General features: G+C 70.0%; 17 protein-coding genes. 12 read left to right on the top strand and 5 right to left on the bottom strand.

Going from position 1 to position 15,970, the window contains the following annotated elements:
• Positions 1 to 106: 106 nt before the first annotated feature.
• A complete protein-coding gene (locus FZP69_RS02180; RefSeq protein WP_152039752.1) occupies positions 107 to 1,003 on the bottom strand; it encodes a DUF7139 domain-containing protein in 897 nt (298 codons plus the stop codon).
• A 279-nt stretch (positions 1,004 to 1,282) separates the two neighbouring features.
• On the opposite strand from FZP69_RS02180, the gene FZP69_RS02175 reads away from it, so the two are divergent.
• Complete coding sequence (locus tag FZP69_RS02175; protein ID WP_152039751.1) at positions 1,283 to 2,614, top strand: aryl-sulfate sulfotransferase; 1,332 nt, start codon at positions 1,283 to 1,285, stop codon at positions 2,612 to 2,614.
• 106 nt (positions 2,615 to 2,720) lie between these two features.
• Entirely contained in the window at positions 2,721 to 3,329 is a 609-nt protein-coding gene (locus tag FZP69_RS02170; protein WP_152039750.1) for an NUDIX hydrolase, read from the top strand.
• Positions 3,330 to 3,367: 38 nt separating this feature from the next.
• Here FZP69_RS02170 and FZP69_RS22295 read toward each other — a convergent pair whose 3' ends face one another.
• The gene (locus FZP69_RS22295; RefSeq protein ID WP_192918430.1) at positions 3,368 to 5,815 is read right to left on the bottom strand and encodes a hypothetical protein; all 2,448 of its coding nucleotides are present in this window, start codon (positions 5,813 to 5,815) and stop codon (positions 3,368 to 3,370) included.
• A 32-nt stretch (positions 5,816 to 5,847) separates the two neighbouring features.
• Between FZP69_RS22295 and FZP69_RS22290 the strand changes: the two genes are divergently transcribed.
• The 3 genes from FZP69_RS22290 (at position 5,848) to tgtA (ending at position 8,943) form a co-directional block, all read left to right on the top strand.
• Positions 5,848 to 5,985, top strand: coding sequence for a hypothetical protein (locus FZP69_RS22290; RefSeq protein ID WP_192918429.1), 138 nt, complete (start codon positions 5,848 to 5,850; stop codon positions 5,983 to 5,985).
• A gap of 116 nt (positions 5,986 to 6,101) precedes the next feature.
• Positions 6,102 to 6,866, top strand: coding sequence for a CPBP family intramembrane glutamic endopeptidase (locus FZP69_RS02160; protein ID WP_152039749.1), 765 nt, complete (start codon positions 6,102 to 6,104; stop codon positions 6,864 to 6,866).
• Between the two features lie 604 nt (positions 6,867 to 7,470).
• Positions 7,471 to 8,943 (top strand): tRNA guanosine(15) transglycosylase TgtA, encoded by a 1,473-nt coding sequence (tgtA, locus tag FZP69_RS02155; RefSeq protein ID WP_152039748.1) that lies wholly within the window; start codon positions 7,471 to 7,473, stop codon positions 8,941 to 8,943.
• A 113-nt stretch (positions 8,944 to 9,056) separates the two neighbouring features.
• Here tgtA and FZP69_RS02150 read toward each other — a convergent pair whose 3' ends face one another.
• Positions 9,057 to 9,497 (bottom strand): pyridoxamine 5'-phosphate oxidase family protein, encoded by a 441-nt coding sequence (locus FZP69_RS02150; RefSeq protein ID WP_152039747.1) that lies wholly within the window; start codon positions 9,495 to 9,497, stop codon positions 9,057 to 9,059.
• Between the two features lie 265 nt (positions 9,498 to 9,762).
• Positions 9,763 to 9,906, bottom strand: a complete 144-nt coding sequence (locus tag FZP69_RS22285; protein ID WP_192918428.1) for a hypothetical protein — start codon at positions 9,904 to 9,906, stop codon at positions 9,763 to 9,765.
• 119 nt (positions 9,907 to 10,025) lie between these two features.
• On the opposite strand from FZP69_RS22285, the gene arcS reads away from it, so the two are divergent.
• The 7 genes from arcS to FZP69_RS02115 all read left to right on the top strand — a co-directional run bounded on the left by arcS (position 10,026) and on the right by FZP69_RS02115 (position 14,955).
• Positions 10,026 to 11,783 carry an archaeosine synthase subunit alpha gene (gene arcS, locus FZP69_RS02145; RefSeq protein WP_152039746.1) on the top strand — a complete coding sequence of 586 codons (1,758 nt, stop codon included), beginning with the start codon at positions 10,026 to 10,028 and terminating at the stop codon, positions 11,781 to 11,783.
• Positions 11,784 to 11,860: 77 nt separating this feature from the next.
• Positions 11,861 to 13,051 carry an MFS transporter gene (locus FZP69_RS02140; RefSeq protein ID WP_152039745.1) on the top strand — a complete coding sequence of 397 codons (1,191 nt, stop codon included), beginning with the start codon at positions 11,861 to 11,863 and terminating at the stop codon, positions 13,049 to 13,051.
• Positions 13,052 to 13,151: 100 nt separating this feature from the next.
• Positions 13,152 to 13,487, top strand: coding sequence for a hypothetical protein (locus FZP69_RS02135; protein ID WP_152039744.1), 336 nt, complete (start codon positions 13,152 to 13,154; stop codon positions 13,485 to 13,487).
• 74 nt (positions 13,488 to 13,561) lie between these two features.
• The gene (locus FZP69_RS02130) at positions 13,562 to 13,954 is read left to right on the top strand and encodes a hypothetical protein (protein ID WP_152039743.1); all 393 of its coding nucleotides are present in this window, start codon (positions 13,562 to 13,564) and stop codon (positions 13,952 to 13,954) included.
• Positions 13,955 to 14,031: 77 nt separating this feature from the next.
• Complete coding sequence (locus FZP69_RS02125) at positions 14,032 to 14,316, top strand: ubiquitin-like small modifier protein 1 (RefSeq protein ID WP_152039742.1); 285 nt, start codon at positions 14,032 to 14,034, stop codon at positions 14,314 to 14,316.
• The gene (locus FZP69_RS02120) at positions 14,313 to 14,567 is read left to right on the top strand and encodes a hypothetical protein (RefSeq protein WP_152039741.1); all 255 of its coding nucleotides are present in this window, start codon (positions 14,313 to 14,315) and stop codon (positions 14,565 to 14,567) included. The genes FZP69_RS02125 and FZP69_RS02120 overlap by 4 nt, the downstream gene beginning before the upstream one ends.
• A gap of 1 nt (position 14,568) precedes the next feature.
• Positions 14,569 to 14,955: a hypothetical protein gene (locus tag FZP69_RS02115; protein ID WP_152039740.1), complete on the top strand. Its 387-nt coding sequence runs from the start codon at positions 14,569 to 14,571 to the stop codon at positions 14,953 to 14,955.
• 28 nt (positions 14,956 to 14,983) lie between these two features.
• On the opposite strand, the gene FZP69_RS02110 is transcribed toward FZP69_RS02115, so the two are convergent.
• Positions 14,984 to 15,931, bottom strand: coding sequence for a hypothetical protein (locus FZP69_RS02110; protein ID WP_152039739.1), 948 nt, complete (start codon positions 15,929 to 15,931; stop codon positions 14,984 to 14,986).
• Between the last annotated feature and the right edge of the window lie 39 nt (positions 15,932 to 15,970).

The following is a 15,970-nucleotide window of genomic DNA, read 5'->3' as shown; positions in this document are numbered from 1 at the left end:
GTCATAAAGGAGGTCACCGTCGAATCACCGTGTGTCGGATGGTAGTCCACCGTCGAGGAACGTCTCGGGGACGGTCGAAGGCGTAGCGGCACGGTGCCGATCGCGTTCAGGAGAAGATGTTCCGCAGACGGTCGACGACGCCGTCGTCGTCGGTCGTGAACTCCCCGGCGGCCTGTTTCTCCCTGAGCGCCTGGAGCGCGGCGGTCTGGTCGTCGGTGGTCTGTGTGCTGCGCTCTTGTTTCGTCTCGCCGCCACGCATTCCCTGCATCGCGCTGACGGCGTCGTCGACGTTCTTGCCCTCGCTGCGGACGGTCTTCGCCTCGACGTCCGCGACGTTCGACTCGATGTCGTCGAAGTCGGCGGTGTTGAGCTGGAGCCGCTTCGTCTTCATCTTCGAGACGCCCCCCCACGATAGGTCCGAGTCGGCCATCTCCCTGTCGATGTCCCGGCGGACCTGTTCGTCCGTCACGGTCTCGCCGTCGGCACCGCCCGAGACGACCTCGCGTTCGACGATCCGCTCGGTCGTCGAGGCGCGGTCGATGTGGTGGCCGACCAGTGCGGCGCCGGTCGCCCCGATGACGGTGACGATGCCGACGGCGTAGACGGCGACCACCTGCGCGCTCCGGTCGGAGCCGGTGACGTTCCAGACGAAGGGGTACGCCGCCGAGAAGAGGCCGACGCCGATCAGACAGACCACCGCGCCGACCGCGGCGGCGTACACCGCGCGTCGGTCGACCGGCAGGAGTACCGTGGCACCGAGGAGGAGCGCCGGGAGACCGACGGCGCCAGCGACACCGGCGATCTCGCGCAGCGTGTACCGGAAGAGGTCGTCGGGCGGAACCGTGGCGCTCCCGAGGAAGACCACGATCCCGATGAGTGCCAGCCCGATCCCGCCGAAGAAGAGCCCGAACCCCCCGTACACGGTTCGTTCCGCCTCCGGCGGCCCGATGTACTGTCGGTACCACCGCAGCAGGAGGTTCTCGTCGTCCTGACTCGCGTCCATGCGACCGCTACACTCACCACCCACAATACTGTTGGTGCCCGATTATCACAAGTTGAAACGTGTTCGAGTGCGGGCCCACGTCGATTCGGACGAGGGTGATCGAGCGTCGGCCCGAACTGACCGGATCGGGGAGTGATCCGGACGAACCGGATCAGGGAGTGGCCCGAACTGACCGGATCGGGAATGATCTGGAACGTCCGACTGGGAGACGGCTCACGGCGGGACCGTCGGCCGGGATGAGAAGGCTTACAACCGGATACGGCGACGGCGTCGTACGAGATGAGCCGCTCGACTCGGACTGCGAACCGCCTCCTCCTCGCGGCACTGGTCGTCCTCGTGGTTCCGTTCGCCGTCAGCGCCGTCACCGCGCCGACGATCGGCGCGGCCGACACCGGGGACGAGACCGAAGGACCACGACAGACGCTCGTCGGCTCCCAGGGCGGCGGGACGGGCCTCCACGCGGACGGGAGCGTCTACCTGCTCTCGGGCTCCGAGATGGTGTGGCAGGAGGGATCGGCGGACTCGTACTTCGACGTCACCATGACCGACGACGATCGCGTCCTCGCGGGGTTCATGCACTCCGGCTACACCGACTGTGGCCCCTACGAGTCGCCCTGCACTCGCACGGGCTACCGCGTCATCGACCCCGCCGGTGACGACCCCGAGGTCGTCTCCGAGCACTCGTTCCCCGTCCGGACCCGCAAGAACAGCGAGGTCCACGACGTCGAGCCCCTCCCCTCGGGCGAGCTGGTGCTCACGGACATGGACGCCGAGCGGATCTACACGATCGACGAGAACGGCGAGACGACCTGGGAGTGGCGCGCGAGCGGCTTCTACGACGCGCCCGACGACCCCACGAGGGTCGACTGGCTCCACATCAACGACGTCGACTACCTCGGCGAGGACCGTTTCCTCGTCTCCGTCAGGAACGCGAACCAGCTCCTCGTGATCGAACGCGGGGCGGGCGTCGTCGAGGTGATCAACGAGGACACCGACGCCTCCGACGACAGCGACTGCACGCAGTTCGACCAGCTCGCCGACACCGACGGCGACGGCGACGTCCGCTGCGGCGACCCCGACCTGCTGGACCACCAACACAACCCCCAGTGGCTCGGCGACGGCGCGGTCCTGGTGGCCGACTCGGAGAACAACCGGATCGTCGAACTCCACCGGACCGACGACGGGGGGTGGGAGGAGGCGTGGGTACTCACCCGGGCCGAGGGCGTCGCCTTCTCGTGGCCCCGCGACGCCGACCGCCTCGCCAACGGGAACACGCTCGTCACCGACTCCGCGAACCAGCGGATCGTCGAGGTGAACGAGTCCGGCGAGACGGTGTGGAGCTACCGGACGCCGCTCATCCCCTACGAAGCCGAGCGTCTGCCCGCCGGGGAGACCGTCGGCGCGACGCTGTACGGCTCCCCCGGCGACACGTCCGAGGCGAGGGAGGTCCCGGTGCTGTCGTTCGTGCTCCAGCTCGTCCGGACCAGCCTCCCGATCCCGTTCTGGGTGTCGGAGCTCCACGTCGGCACGACGCTCCTCGCCGTCGTCCTCGGCCTCGCCGGCGGCGGTGTCTATCTCCGCGAACTCGTCGTGGCGAGGCGGACAGGCTGACTCCGACGGTGGAAGGAGGAAGTCGACCGTCCGGGGCGATCCGGTCCCCGTGTGACGGCCACCCGTAGATGAACAGCCCTTTGCTCGGTCGCGCCCCGGTGTGGACATGGACCAGACGGACGACACCGACGACCTCGCGTGGGAGTTGCTGGGGTCGGCGATCGACTACTCCTGCCCCGGCTTCGACGTCCGCCGCGACGACGTCCGTCTCCCCGACGGCACCGAGTCCGACTACCACTACGTCGACGAACCGCCCGCGGTGGTCGTCCTCCCCTTCGCCGAGAGAACCGCGGCCGAAGAGGACGGAATCGAAGGCGACGCGACCGGGAACGCGGACGAGGTCGTCGTCATCGAGGAGTGGCGACAGGCGGTCGGCCGGGTGAGTCGCGGACTCCCCGCCGGCACCACCGAGGACGAAGATGGCGACCTCGCGGCCGCAGCGCGACGAGAACTCACCGAGGAGACGGGGTACGAGGCTGGGGCGGTGGAGCCGCTGTTCAGCGCCGAACCGATCAACGGCGTCGCCAACGCCGTCCACCACTACTTCGTCGCTCGCGACTGCACGCCGACCGGCGAACAGGAACTGGACTTCAACGAGAGCATCCGCGTCTCGACCACGCCGTACGAGACACTCCTCGGCGACGCGCTCGGCGGACGGATCCGCGACGGGCGGACGCTCCTGGGCGTGTTCGGATACGAACTGCGCGGGAACTGAGCGACGAGTGGCGAGCGACAACCAGGACGGGCCGACCCTCACCGACGCAGGCGGCGCAGCGCCAACCCAACGCCCGCGAACGCGACGACGACGGTGAAGACGCCGAACCCCGGGGTAGTGATAGAGGAGCCACCGGTCGTCGGAGCCGTTTTCCTCCCCGTTGTGACCGACTGACCGTCCGTGGTCGGCGCTGTCGCGGAGGCGGTCAGCCGTGTCGGAACCGGTTCATCGGAAGGTTCGTCGTCCGGACTACCGTCGGGGGGTGGTCCGGTCCCGGGGCGACCGATCGTGATCGTTCCGGCGGTCGTCGTCGCCGTCGTGGGCGAGGGTGTCTCGCTCCCGTTCGTGGACGTCGTCGTCGGCATCGTCGGCGACGGTGACGGCGACGGCGACGGCGACGGCGACGGCGAATCGACCACGCCCTCCTTCGGATACGTCGGCGAGCGCGGGTCGGACGTCCGCCGGGGGTTCAGTACGCAGCGGATGTTGCCGCCGTCGTCGAACAGACGCCGACCGTTCTCCTGCTCGATGATACGATCGCCGTCGTCGATTTCGCAGTCGGTCTCGGGTGCGTCCGAATCGTCGTCGTCCACGTCGGCGACACTCCCGTGGTTCGACCCGTCCCGGTCGCTCCCGTTCGCCGCCCGTCCGACGAGCGGAACGGTGACCCACTCGTCGGTCTCGACCCGCTCGAACGCCAGCCTCGCACGCTTGGGTCCGGGCGAGTCGGGATCGAACGTGACGCTGACGACGTGCGACGAACCCGGGGGAATCGTCGTCCCGTTCGAGGAGGTCGGCGCCGGGGCGACCGACGCGGCCGAGACGCCCTCCGTCGGCGATGCCGTCTCGGTCGGTCCGGTCGCGTCGGCCGTTCCGGTCGTCTCGGCTGTCCCGTTCGCTCCAGCCGTTCCGGTCGTCTCGGCCGGTTCTTCGGTGGTGGCTGCCCCGGGGGAGGCGGTCGCCGTGCTGGTCGCGTTCCCTTTCGGCTCCCGTGTCGCGTTCCCTTTCGGCTCCCGCGTCGCGTTCCCGGGCGACTGCGGGTCGGCGACGACCGAGAAAGCGCTCGCGTTCGTACCCTTGACGGAGACGTTCGCGACCGCGAACGGTTCGGTGCCGACGTTGCGGACGCCGACGCGGACCGTCGTCGCGTTGCCGACGGCGGCTGTGATCGGCTCCTTCGTCGGGGGTGTCACGAGCCGTGGGTCGGCCGTCCCGAGGACCGTGACGGTCGACGACGTGGCGTTCGTCGGGAGCGTCGCCCGGACCTCGTCCCCGTCGGTCCGGATCGTCGGCACCGCCGACCAGTTGCCGTCGTACCGCCAGACGGAGACGGTCGAGGCGGGCGTCTCCGGCGGAGTGTCGGTCGGGAGGGTGACGGTCAGGCTGGCGTTCTCGCCGGCGGACCGCACTCGCACCGCCGGCCCGACGCGCGTCCGATCCGCGGGGAGCGGCGGGAGGTCGGTCCGTCCCTCGACAGTGACGTTCCGCCCGGCGAAGCCGATCGGTGTCCGTCCGTCGAGGGTGACGTTCGACGCCTCGACACGGCTCCCCCGGTCGAACACGAGCCGTCCGCCCCGCCGTCCGGTCGTGACGTTCCGGAGGCGGATCGTGTCGGCCCCGTGGAACCTCCCCGCGGTCGCCCCGACCAGCCGCGTGTCCACGACTGTCGCGGTCGAGACGTTCCGGGTGACCAGCCCCCGGTCCGTCGCGCCGACGTCGCTGTCCGACAGCCGTACCGTGGCCGCGTCCGCGACCGCGACCCCCGTCGCCCACTGCTCGAGCGTGAGCCGCCGGACGGCGAGCGTCTCCACCGAGCCGTTCGTCGCCACGACACCCGTCCCGACGGCCGTCCACGACCCCCTGACCCGCCGCCCGTCGCCGTCGACGGTGACGGTCGCCCCGCGGATGGCGAGCCCCGGCGCGTCGACGTTCGTCCGGTTGCGAGCGAGCGAAACCTCCCCGTCCGTGGTGACGACGCCGTCCGCGGAGACGGTCGTCCCGGAAGACGGGGTGGATGTCGGCGTGGCAGTCGGCGTGCGTGTCGGCGTCGGCGATGGTGTGGCGGATGGAGTCGCCGTCGGCGATGGCGTCCCGGTCGGGGTCGCCTCCGGTGTCGGCGACGGGGTGGGCTTCGGGGAGGGACTGGCTGTCGGCGTTGGCGTCGGTGTCGGTGTCGGTGTTGGCGCTGGTGTCGGTGTTGGCGCTGGTGTCGGTGTTGGCGCTGGTGTCGGTGTTGGCGTTGGTGTCGATGTCGGAGTTGGCGTCGGTGTCGGCTTCGAATCCGGAGTCGCTGTCGCGGTTGCCGTCGGCGTCGCGGTCGGTCCGGCGGTCGGCGTCGGCGTCGGCGTCGCAGTCACCGTCGTCGTGTTCTCGCGCGCGGGCTGGCCGCCGCTCGTGTCGCTCGCACCACCGACGACGCCGCCGACACCGGCGAGGACGACGAGCAGACACGCAACGACTGCGAAGGGGGACGACGTTCCGGTCACGGCATCGCGACCCCCTGTGATGGGCGTCCGATGTGACGGCCGACACCGACACGGGCATCACTGCCGACACCGTCCGGTCCGACGTCGCCGACGAGCGATTCCCCGTGGCGGAGTCGGGCGTGGCTACCGGAGAGAGCGAGAGGCGGACGGCGGGCGGGAACCGGACGTGACATACGACTGTCCGTCTCGTCTGCGCATTCGAGTTCGCCCTGATGACTGTTTCGCACTCGGGTCGGCGGCCACCCGCAACCGTTTTCGTTTTGTCCCCGGGGTCCCGACTGGGGGTATGTCCGCGCCCCTCGAACGGACGCCGTCGTCCTCGTCCCCGCTGCGTTCCGTCGTCGTCGCGGTCGTCGTGGCAGTCCTCGGAATCGCCACCGGAACCGGGCTCGTGCTCGGGTCGCTGACCGCGGTCCAGGCCAGCGGCATCCAGATCACGCCACTGGGGTTCGTCGTCGCCTCGCTCGTCCTGTTGCAGGGCGTCGCTTTCGGGGGTGTCGCGCTCGGCTACCTGCGCTACCGCGGCCTCCCGACGTCGTACCTCGGCGTGCGCGTCCCCTCGATCCAGGACGTCGGCGCGGTGGTCGTCGCCTACGTCGTCGCCATCGGCGTCGCCATCTCCGGCGCGATCGCCGTCTCCCTGTCGGGGGTGCAGGCCGGCTCGAACCAGGCCGCCGAACTCGGCGCGGAGAACCCCGAGGTTCTCTTGCTCCTGATCCCGGCGTCGTTCCTCATCATCGGTCCCGGCGAGGAACTGCTCTTCCGCGGGGTCGTCCAGAACCGCCTGCGCGAGACGTTCTCGCCGGTCCCCGGCATCGCCATCGCCAGCGCCATCTTCGCCGCCGTCCACTTCGTCGCACTCTCCGGCGGGACGGGGGCCCGACTCGTCTCCATCGTCATCCTCTTCTTCCCGAGTCTGGTGTTCGGCGCGGTGTACGAGTACACGGAGAACCTCGTCGTTCCCTCTCTCGTCCACGGCGCGTACAACGCGACGCTCTTCACTCTGCTGTACGTCGCGATCCGCTTCGGAGGAATGCAGCCGCCGACGTGAGGAAGCGTCGCGTGGCGTCGTCACGGGCCGAACGCGGGGCGTCGCCACACCCTCTCGGTCGAGTACGATGCCTGGTCCCCCGTGGTCGTTCTTTCACGCCTCGACCCTCGGCCCTCGCGCAGACGGTCCGACACCGGCGGGGGGGCGGTGCCACGACGACGGCGGTCGGCGCGCGAACGTGAGCGAGTGAAACGAGCGAACGGGTGGGGAGGGTGAGGCCACGCGCTGCGCACCGGTTCCCGCGGGGACAGCAGCCGGCGGACACGTCGGGCGGCCACCGGCACCGCGGTCAGCCGTCGACACCACAGTCGTCAGCTGGCTCCACAGTCACCCAGCCAGATCGACGACGAGCCGGAACGACGGCAACGAGAGGAGACGAGAACGAGAGCGGACAGACCGTCACGACCCACGACGGCGGGTGTCGGACTGCACACGAAGGGAGACCAGAACACCGCCGTACGACGCTCCGACAGGACGTTCGACACCCGACGCGCGGGCGTCGGGACGGGCACGGTCCGTGTTCGACAGCCCCGTCACGGCCACCACGGAATCGGCTAAACACAACCCTTACGCCCACCACCGTCGGACCCGACATAGAGACCAGATGCGCGACCACTTCGAGCTCCGACACGTCGACGCCGCCGGTCGGATCGGCGAGCTTGAGATCCCGAGGGCGGGCGTCACGGTCGAGACGCCGGCGCTCATGCCGGTCATCAACCCCAACATCGAGACGGTCTCCCCCGCTCGTCTCGAACGGGAGTTCGGCGCGCAGGTGCTCATCACCAACTCGTACATCATCCGCTCCACCCCTGCCCTCCGCGAGCGCGCCCTCGACGAGGGCCTCCACGCGATGCTCGACTTCTCGGGCGCGATCGTCACCGACTCGGGGTCGTTCCAGCTCGCCGAGTACGGCGAGATCGACGTCACCACCCCCGAAATCGTCGCGTTCCAGCGCGACATCGGCTCGGACGTCGGCACCCCCGTCGACATCCCGACGCCGCCGGACGTCTCGCGCGAGCAGGCAGAGCGCGACCTGGCCACGACCGAGAAGGCGCTCACCGACGCCGAGGCGGTCGACACGGGCGAGATGCTCCTCAACGCACCCGTCCAGGGGTCGACGTACTCCGACCTCCGCGAGCGGGCGGCCCGGACGGCGTACGGGACCGATCTCGACGTCTTTCCGATCGGGGCGGTCGTCCCGCTGATGAACGCGTACAGATACGCCGAGATGATCGACGTCGTCGCCGCCGCCAAGCGCGGGCTCGGGGCCGACGCACCGGTCCACCTCTTCGGAGCGGGCCACCCGATGATGTTCGCGCTCGTGGCGGCGATGGGGTGTGACCTGTTCGACTCCGCCGCGTACGCGCTGTACGCGCGCGACGACCGCTACCTCACCGTCCGCGGCACGGAACACCTCGCGGATCTGGACTACTTCCCGTGTGAGTGTCCGGTCTGTACGAGCCACGCACCCGGGGAACTGCGTGAAACCGACGACGCCAAGCGCGAGCGGCTCCTGGCCGAGCACAACCTCCACGTCTCCTACGGCGAACTCCGGCGGGTGAAACAGGCCATCAGACGGGGCAACCTCCTCGAACTCGTCGATGCGCGCGCCCGCGGCCACCCGGCGATGGTCGACGGCTACCGCACTCTCCTGGACCACGCCGACCAGCTGGAGCGAGCGGACCACGTCTCGAAGGACGCGTTCTTCTCGCTCTCCAGTGAGAGCGCCCGCCGGCCCGAAGTCGTCAGGCACCACGACCGGCTGGACCGGCTCCCCGTCGAGGGGAGCGTGCTCCTCACCGAGGGGAAGGGTGGCTCCGACGCGTACGACCACGTCTGGCGGGTCCTCCCCCCCTTCGGCCCGTTCCCCAGAGAACTGTCGGACGCCTACCCGTTCACTGCCGAGACGCCCGAGCGGGTGGACAGGTCGGCACAGGAGATGGCCGCCCGCGGCGTCGCGCGCCTCGTCGAGGCGAACCCCGACGGGGAGTTCACACTCGCCCACGACGACTGGGCCGAGACGGCGCTGGCACTCCTTCCGGAGTCGGTGACGCGCCGGAACCGCCTCGAGCAGTGACCCGAGCCGACGGCACGCCGTGAGCCGAATCGTGCGGTCGTGCTCCGAATCGTGTCGCGTCGTGTCGCGTCGTGTCGCGTCGTGTCGCGTCGTGCCGCGTTTCGTCCCCGGTCTCAGGCGTCGCTCATCCGCCTCGAGTAGTCCCAGCTGTGGAGGCGCACGGGGTCGACCTGGATCCGGACCTCGTCGCGGGCGGGGTCGAGCAGGCGCTCCGCAAGTGGGGAGTCGGTTCCGCCGAGGTAGCGCGTGAGGAGGCGGCGGAGCATCGTCTTCTCGTCGTCGGGTTCGATCGTCGCGTGGCCCCGCCCGCGCACCCCGCGGTAGGGGGGGTCGTTCGTCGACACCTCGAACGCCACCTCGTCGTCGGCGCGGAGGTAGCGCACGACGTCGGCGTCGGCACCGGTCGCACACCACAGCGAGCCGTCCTCCCAGAGGAACCACAGCGAGAGCATCCAGAGGTGCCCCGCGGGGGTGCGACACGAGAGCCGAACCGGAATCGCCGTCGTCAGGAAGTCGTCGACCCCGGCACGGTCCCAGGCCCCGGTGAGGTTCATGTTCGGTGTTCGGTGGGAGGACGCAAAAACGCCGGGGGCCGCGAGGTCGGGTCCGGGGAGACGACGACCGCCGCCCCGACGGAGTTCGGGTGGGACTGGAAGGGGCCGCCGTCTCGGCGAACCCGGACGACGCAAGCACCGCAGGCCGGAGGCCGAGGAGCGCAGCGAGTCCCGGGAGCCGAGACGGCGGGGGCTTTCGAGGCGGTAGCAACGCGCCCGACACTTCGTTCTCGTCCGAACGGCACCATACGTAGCCGCACGACGCTCAGGCGAGCCACGGCTTGTCGACCGGCTCGAACCGGAAGCCGCAGACGGGGCAGGCGACGTACTCTCCGTCGACACCCGAAAAGCGGCGAGCGAGCCCGACGTGGCCGCACTCGGGGCAACGGCGGAGCAGGGGTGGCATCATCTCGGAATCTCGGAACCTCCGATCCCGTCTACGTCCCCGGAACGCAAGGCTCCACCGGCGACGGGGCGGCCGGGCGAACAGAAGGCAAGATAGTTCTCTCTCCACGGCGGACGGCGACTATGACCGACTACTTCGAGGTCCACGCGCGCGACGGGGCCGCGCGCATCGGCGAACTCCGCCTCTCCTCCCCAGTCACGACGCCCGCCCTCGCCGACGACGTCGTCGAGGACGCCGGGAGTCTCTGGAGCGCCGCGCGTCCGACGCCCGAGGGAAGCGAGGACGCGCTCACGGTGCTCCCCCACCGGGCGTTCCCCGCCGGTACTCGCGAGGAGGTCCAGACATCGTTCGCAGTCGACTACCCCGACGTCGGCTTCCCGAGCGCCGCCGTCGTGACGGCCACCACCGCGACCGACGTCGGAGCCGACGCGTACGTCCTCGCGGACGCGACCGGCGTCGTGGGGCACGCCGCGGCGTTCGTCGATGCGATCAGGAACGTCCGTGAGTCGACGCCCGCCGACACCGCCCTCTACCTCGCCGGGGTCGTCACACCCGCGAACGTCGCCACGCTCGTCTACGCGGGCGTGGACCTGGTCGACGGCAAGCGCGCCCGCGTGAAGGGCCGACAGGGGCGGTACCTCACGACCGACGGCGAGTACTTCCTCGAGGACCTCGACGAACTCCCCTGTGCCTGCCCGGCGTGTCAGGGAGACCGCGACGGCTTCTCCCGCGCGGACTGTGCGACGCACAACGTCAACGCGCTCGCCGCCGAACTCGCCCGGGTGCGGCGGCGGATCCGCGACGGTCGCCTCCGCGACTACGTCGAGGGACAGGCTCGCCACGAGGCGTGGTGTACGGCCGTCTTTCGAACCCTGGACCAGCAGTACGCGTTCCTCGAAGAGCGCACGCCCGTGATCCGCGACGCCGAGCTCCTGTCGGCGACCGAGGACACCCTCCGCCGGGTCGAGATCCAGCGGTTCGCCGAGCGCGTCACCACCAGGTACCGAAACCGCTTCGACCGCCCGCTGGTACTGGTGCCGTGTTCGGCCCGGAAACCGTACAGCGAGTCGCAGTCGCACGCGCAGTTCCACGACGCCATCGGCTTCCGCGCCCACCTCGTCTCGATGACGTCGCCCATCGGCGTCGTCCCGCAGGAGCTCGAACTGACCTACCCCGCCCAGCAGTACGACTCGGTCGTCACGGGGCGGTGGAGCGAGGACGAGATCGGGTTCGTCGCCCGGGTGCTGGAGCGGTACCTCGAGCGGAACGACTATCCCAAGATCGTCGCCCACGTCCCGGAGGAGGGCTACCGCGACGTCTGCGAGCGCGTGGAGGCGGCGCTCGATCTCGACTTCGCGTACACGGTCGTCGACCATCCGACCACCACGGCGTCGCTGTCGAACCTCCGCGACGCGCTCGACGGGGAGATGAGCTACCGAAAACGGACGCGAGAACACAACACCGTCCGCGCCATCGCCGACTACCAGTTCGGTGACGGCGCGGGCGACGAGCTGTTCGAGCCGGGGACGATCCAGACGACGGCCCGCTACCCCAAGCTCCAGGTCCGCGACACCGACGGCGAACAGCTGGCGACGATGGTGCCGCAGTACGGCGTGCTCGCGTTCACGCTCGCGGGGGCGCGGCGGTGGCGGGAGAGCGACGCGCCGACGAAGGTCGTCGAGATCGACGGCTTCGTCCCGCACGGCTCGGTGCTCGCACCGGGCGTCGTCGACGCCGACGAGGAGATACGGGTCGGCGACGAGGTCGTGGTGGAGGGACCGAAGGCGTTCGCCGCGGGGCGGGCGGAGATGTCGGGCCCGGAGATGCGCGGTTCGACGCGGGGAATCGCCGTCGAGGTGCGCCACGTCGAGGAGCGGTAGGTGCGACACGAGATCGGTCGTCCAGGGGCGAAGCCGGAACGCGCCAGCGGGCCGAGCCGGTCGAACGGTTCCCGGGGATGAACGCGACGCGAGCACTCCGACTCACGCCACACGCGGCCGTCGTCTCCGTCGGCTACGTCATCTTCGCGTACGCGGCGGTGCCCGTCTCGCTCACGACGCGACTCGGGATCGACTTCGCGTCGTTCGGCCTCCTGACGAGCGCGGCGCTCGGCGCGTTCGTCGTCGCACAGCCGCTCGCCTCGCGGCTCACGAACCGCTACCCGACCGCGCGGCTCCTCCTGTGGGCGACGGCCTGCCACGCCGTGCTCGCGGTCGGGCTCGACCTCGTCTCGTCGTTTCCGGCGTTGCTCGTGCTGCGGGGCGTGTGGGGCGTCGTCGGCGGGTTCATCCTGAGCGTCGGCGCGACGCAACTCGCGCGGCTCCACACCGGGGCGGCGACGACGCGACAGCAGGGCGTGTACGGCGGGCTCCTCACGCTCGGCGGCGCCACGGGCTTTCTCGTCACGCCGCTGCTCGCCGACGTCGCCGCGGCGACGCCGGGCGTCGGGCCGATCCACGCCCCGGGCGCGCTGCTGGCGCTCCCTGCGGTGGCGCTCTGTGTCCGGACGCGTGGGGACCGGACGACGCGACCGCCGGCACCCTCGCGCTCGCGGGGTGACGGTTCCGAGGGCTCGGAGAGGGGAGCCGACCGCGTGTCGGTCGTCCGGCACCCGGTCGTCCTGCTTGCGGCGCTGTCGTACGTCGCAGTCATCGGCTCGTTCGTGACGCTGTCGACGTTCGTGACGGCGTACTACACGGATCTCGGGCTGGTCGGCCCGCTGAGCGTGTTCGTCCTCGTCGTGGCCACGGTCGGCCGGTCGCTCGGTGGGGTCGCCGTCGCCAACGGGTGGCTACGCGACGCGACGCTCATCGCAGGGGGCACCGGGCTAGCAGTCGTCGGCTTCGGTGCCCTCACGCTGGATCTACCCACGGCGGTCGTCGCCGTCCTGCCACCGCTGGCGATGTTCGCGGTGTCGCTCCCGTTCGGTGCCGTCTACGCCGTCGCGGCCCGGGCGACGCCGCGCGACGGGGCCGCGCTCGCGGTCGTCGTCGGCGCGGGGAACGCCGGCTCGATCGTCCTCCCCGCCGTCACCGGCGCCGCACGCGACCTCACCGGCGCGTACGGTGCCGGCTTCTTCACGCTCGCGGGACTGAACCTGCTCGCACTCGCGGGCGTCGTCGTGTTCCGCCGCCAGTTCGAACGGTGAGTCGGGGTTCGGTGTCGGAACGAGCCGGAAGAGAGCGCGTCAGGTGAGACGGTACCCCTCGACCCCGCCGTTTTTCGCACTCGGGAGCGTGCCGCAGGCTGTGGTCCGTCGTACTCACCACTGCCGACGTTGTGACGCGGCCATCGATCCCGGCGACGTCTACGCCGCGGTCGACGTGCTCGACGCGGAGGGGCGGCTCCGTGTGTTGCTCTGTCGCTCCTGTGCGACGGAACTGCGGGCGTTCGTCGACGGGCACGACACCGACGGCTGCGAGAACGATCCGGCGCGACACGACGGCGACGACACTGGCGAACACGGGAGAGACAGCGACGACACTGGCGAACACGAGAGAGACAGCGACGACACCGACGAGCGAGCGGGAGGCGACGACGTGGAGGAACGTCGGGACGAGCGGCAGCCGAACGCCGACGAGTGACGGGTCATCCGTGGTCGGAGACGGGGGCGGGACGGGTGACCAGCTTTTTGTCGCTCTCTCCCTTCCCGGGCGGTATGGTCGACGAACACGTCGAAATCGGGGTTCCACAGCAGATACTGGAGTCGCTGCCGGACAGCGAGGGCGACCCGGCGCAGGACATGAAACGGGCGGTAGCGGGGATGGAGTCGCAGCTGAACCGGGCGATCGAGGCGGCCGACTCGGAGGCCGAGGCGGCGAGCCACGTCGTCGACGCGCTGGAACGCCTCGAGGAACATCTGGAGCGCTACGACGAGTTCGTCCCCGAACTCCGCGCGTGGGGACAGTCGCCCATCTACGCCATCGCCTGGCGCAACCTCCAGGCCGACCTCGTGCTCCAGATACACGAACACGAGTGGCTCGCCGACCACGTCGACCGCGAGCGGAACCACCGGATCGTCGAGGACGGGATCCGGTTCGGGAACCGCTGAGACCGGCGTCGACGGCCGTCCACCACGAGCGCCAGACCCGGCGTACGTTTTTATCCGTGGCAGCGTTCTCTCTCACCATGCAGATCACGCTGAAGTTCTTCGCGACGTTTCGAGAGATCGTCGGCTCGAAAACCATCGACCGCGACTACGCGGACGGGACGACGATCGGCGAGGTGCTGGAGAGGCTGGAGGCGGAGTACGAAGAACTCGGCGGCGAACTCATCATCGACGGCGACCTCAAGCCGCAGATCAACGTGCTGAAGAACGGACGGGAGGTGCTCCACATGGAGGGGATCGACACGAGGGTCGACGACGGCGACACGGTGAGCATCTTCCCCCCCGTCGCCGGGGGAGGGAGATGAGAGTAGAGCGGTCGTTCCGGGGCATCTCGCGGCGGCTCGCGGTCCACTACCTGACGAATCTGGGCGGGGAGGAGGTCGACACGGGACACGTCGTCGGCGACGGCTGGGAGGCGACGCTCTCGGAGTCGAAGGCGACGGTCGGGCCGACGCTCAGCCTCAACGAGGTCGAGGTCGTCTTCGAGGGGGACGACGAGACGCTCGAGACGCTCGTCGAACGGTTCGCGCAGAAGGCGATGCGCGCCGGCGGCTGAGATGGCGCGCGGCGATCCACTCGACGGACAGGTGCTGTTGCTCGCGGCGGCGAAAGCCAGCGTCCCGACGACGGAGCTCCCGCGGCTCGTCGACCGCGTCCAGGCCGACCTCGGACCGCGGTTCGAGGAGTACCGCCGCGCGTACGAGGCCGTCTACGAGTCGCCAGAACGGTGGCTGTTCCTCGTGCCGCTCGACCACTGGGAGACGGTCGGCGACCGGCTCGACCTCACGCGACGGGAACAGGAGGCGGTCCGCCGGGCCCACGAGGAACAGCTCCGGCGGCTCGGGAGCCGGCTGGAACGTCGCGACGAGTTCGAGAACGCGCTCGAGATCCGGAGCGCGGTGATGGTCGGGACCGGGACAGCGGGACACAGAGACGCGGAGTGACCGTGGCGCCGGGAGCGACGTCGACCGCCTACGGTGGGAGGACGTACTTCTCGGTGGACGCGGCGTCGTCACCTGTGTCGACGGTCACCGTGTACGAACGGTTGGGTTCGAAGTCGATGGTCCGCTCACCCGGGAGAACGAACTCGATGTCGGCCGATTCGTCGGGGTCGAGCGTCACCTCCATCGTCGCGACCGTCTCGTCGTCGAAGCGGAGTTCAACGGTCCGCGTGCCGGCGCCGCTCCCGGTGTTAGTGAGGGACGCGGACACGTCGAACGGATCTCCCGCGGTGGTGCTCGACCCGGTTCCGACGCTCGTGACGTCGAAGAACGCTCGTTCCACGCCATCGACGACGAGTTCTACCGGGGGAGCCAGCGGGGAGTCGTCGTCGGTGTCCCACGCCTGGACGTAGTACGTACCGCCGTCGACTCCCGTTATCTCCAGGACCTCGTCCGGTCCCACCACGGGGCGACCGGACAGGAGGTCACCGCCCTCGCGGTCGAGATCACGCACTTCGACGGGCCCGTCGGAGACGTTCCGAATCCTGACCGTCCCGCCGCTACTCGTCGCCTCGAGCGGTTGTTTCGTCGGTACTCGGCAGTCGATTTCCACCCGCAGTGTCCCACCAACAGGCGTGCCACTTTCGGGGTCGAACGCTCGGAGCACGGCGGTTCCGTTCGACACCCCGTGGTTCGTGTACGAGTCACCGGGTCCGAGGACGGGCCGTCCGTCGACGGCGTCGACCCCCTCGGAGTCGATGTCGCGGAGCTGGTATGTCTCGTCGCTGACGTTCGTGACGGTGACACGTGCCGGCTGGTGGACGTCACACGAGACGGTCGCCTCGAACGGACGCTCGGAACCGGTGGCCGCCGCGGGATTCGAACCGAAGCCGGTGACGACTGCGCCGACCACCAGCAGGCAGGAGCGACGGGAGAGCGACAGGTGTGACTGGTGCGGAAGAAGAGTAGGGTCTCTCATGGTGTAGACGCGTCGGATCGGGCTGAACTCGTTACGCCA

Origin of the sequence: Salinigranum salinum (assembly GCF_009176545.1) — an archaeon.
Taxonomy (GTDB): Archaea; Halobacteriota; Halobacteria; order Halobacteriales; family Haloferacaceae; genus Salinigranum; species Salinigranum salinum.
The sequence above is the reverse complement of the archived record's forward strand: the minus strand, read 5'-3'. Positions and strand labels throughout refer to the sequence as shown.

Coding starts and splice junctions, on each gene's coding strand:
- FZP69_RS02110 (WP_152039739.1), bottom strand. CDS start 15,931: ATGAGAGACCCTACTCTTCTTCCGCACCAGTCACACCTGTCGCTCTCC.
- FZP69_RS02170 (WP_152039750.1), top strand. CDS start 2,721: ATGGACCAGACGGACGACACCGACGACCTCGCGTGGGAGTTGCTGGGG.
- FZP69_RS02160 (WP_152039749.1), top strand. CDS start 6,102: ATGTCCGCGCCCCTCGAACGGACGCCGTCGTCCTCGTCCCCGCTGCGT.
- tgtA (WP_152039748.1), top strand. CDS start 7,471: ATGCGCGACCACTTCGAGCTCCGACACGTCGACGCCGCCGGTCGGATC.
- FZP69_RS02140 (WP_152039745.1), top strand. CDS start 11,861: ATGAACGCGACGCGAGCACTCCGACTCACGCCACACGCGGCCGTCGTC.
- FZP69_RS02120 (WP_152039741.1), top strand. CDS start 14,313: ATGAGAGTAGAGCGGTCGTTCCGGGGCATCTCGCGGCGGCTCGCGGTC.
- FZP69_RS02130 (WP_152039743.1), top strand. CDS start 13,562: ATGGTCGACGAACACGTCGAAATCGGGGTTCCACAGCAGATACTGGAG.
- FZP69_RS02115 (WP_152039740.1), top strand. CDS start 14,569: ATGGCGCGCGGCGATCCACTCGACGGACAGGTGCTGTTGCTCGCGGCG.
- FZP69_RS02180 (WP_152039752.1), bottom strand. CDS start 1,003: ATGGACGCGAGTCAGGACGACGAGAACCTCCTGCTGCGGTGGTACCGA.
- FZP69_RS22285 (WP_192918428.1), bottom strand. CDS start 9,906: ATGATGCCACCCCTGCTCCGCCGTTGCCCCGAGTGCGGCCACGTCGGG.
- FZP69_RS02125 (WP_152039742.1), top strand. CDS start 14,032: ATGCAGATCACGCTGAAGTTCTTCGCGACGTTTCGAGAGATCGTCGGC.
- FZP69_RS02175 (WP_152039751.1), top strand. CDS start 1,283: ATGAGCCGCTCGACTCGGACTGCGAACCGCCTCCTCCTCGCGGCACTG.
- arcS (WP_152039746.1), top strand. CDS start 10,026: ATGACCGACTACTTCGAGGTCCACGCGCGCGACGGGGCCGCGCGCATC.
- FZP69_RS02150 (WP_152039747.1), bottom strand. CDS start 9,497: ATGAACCTCACCGGGGCCTGGGACCGTGCCGGGGTCGACGACTTCCTG.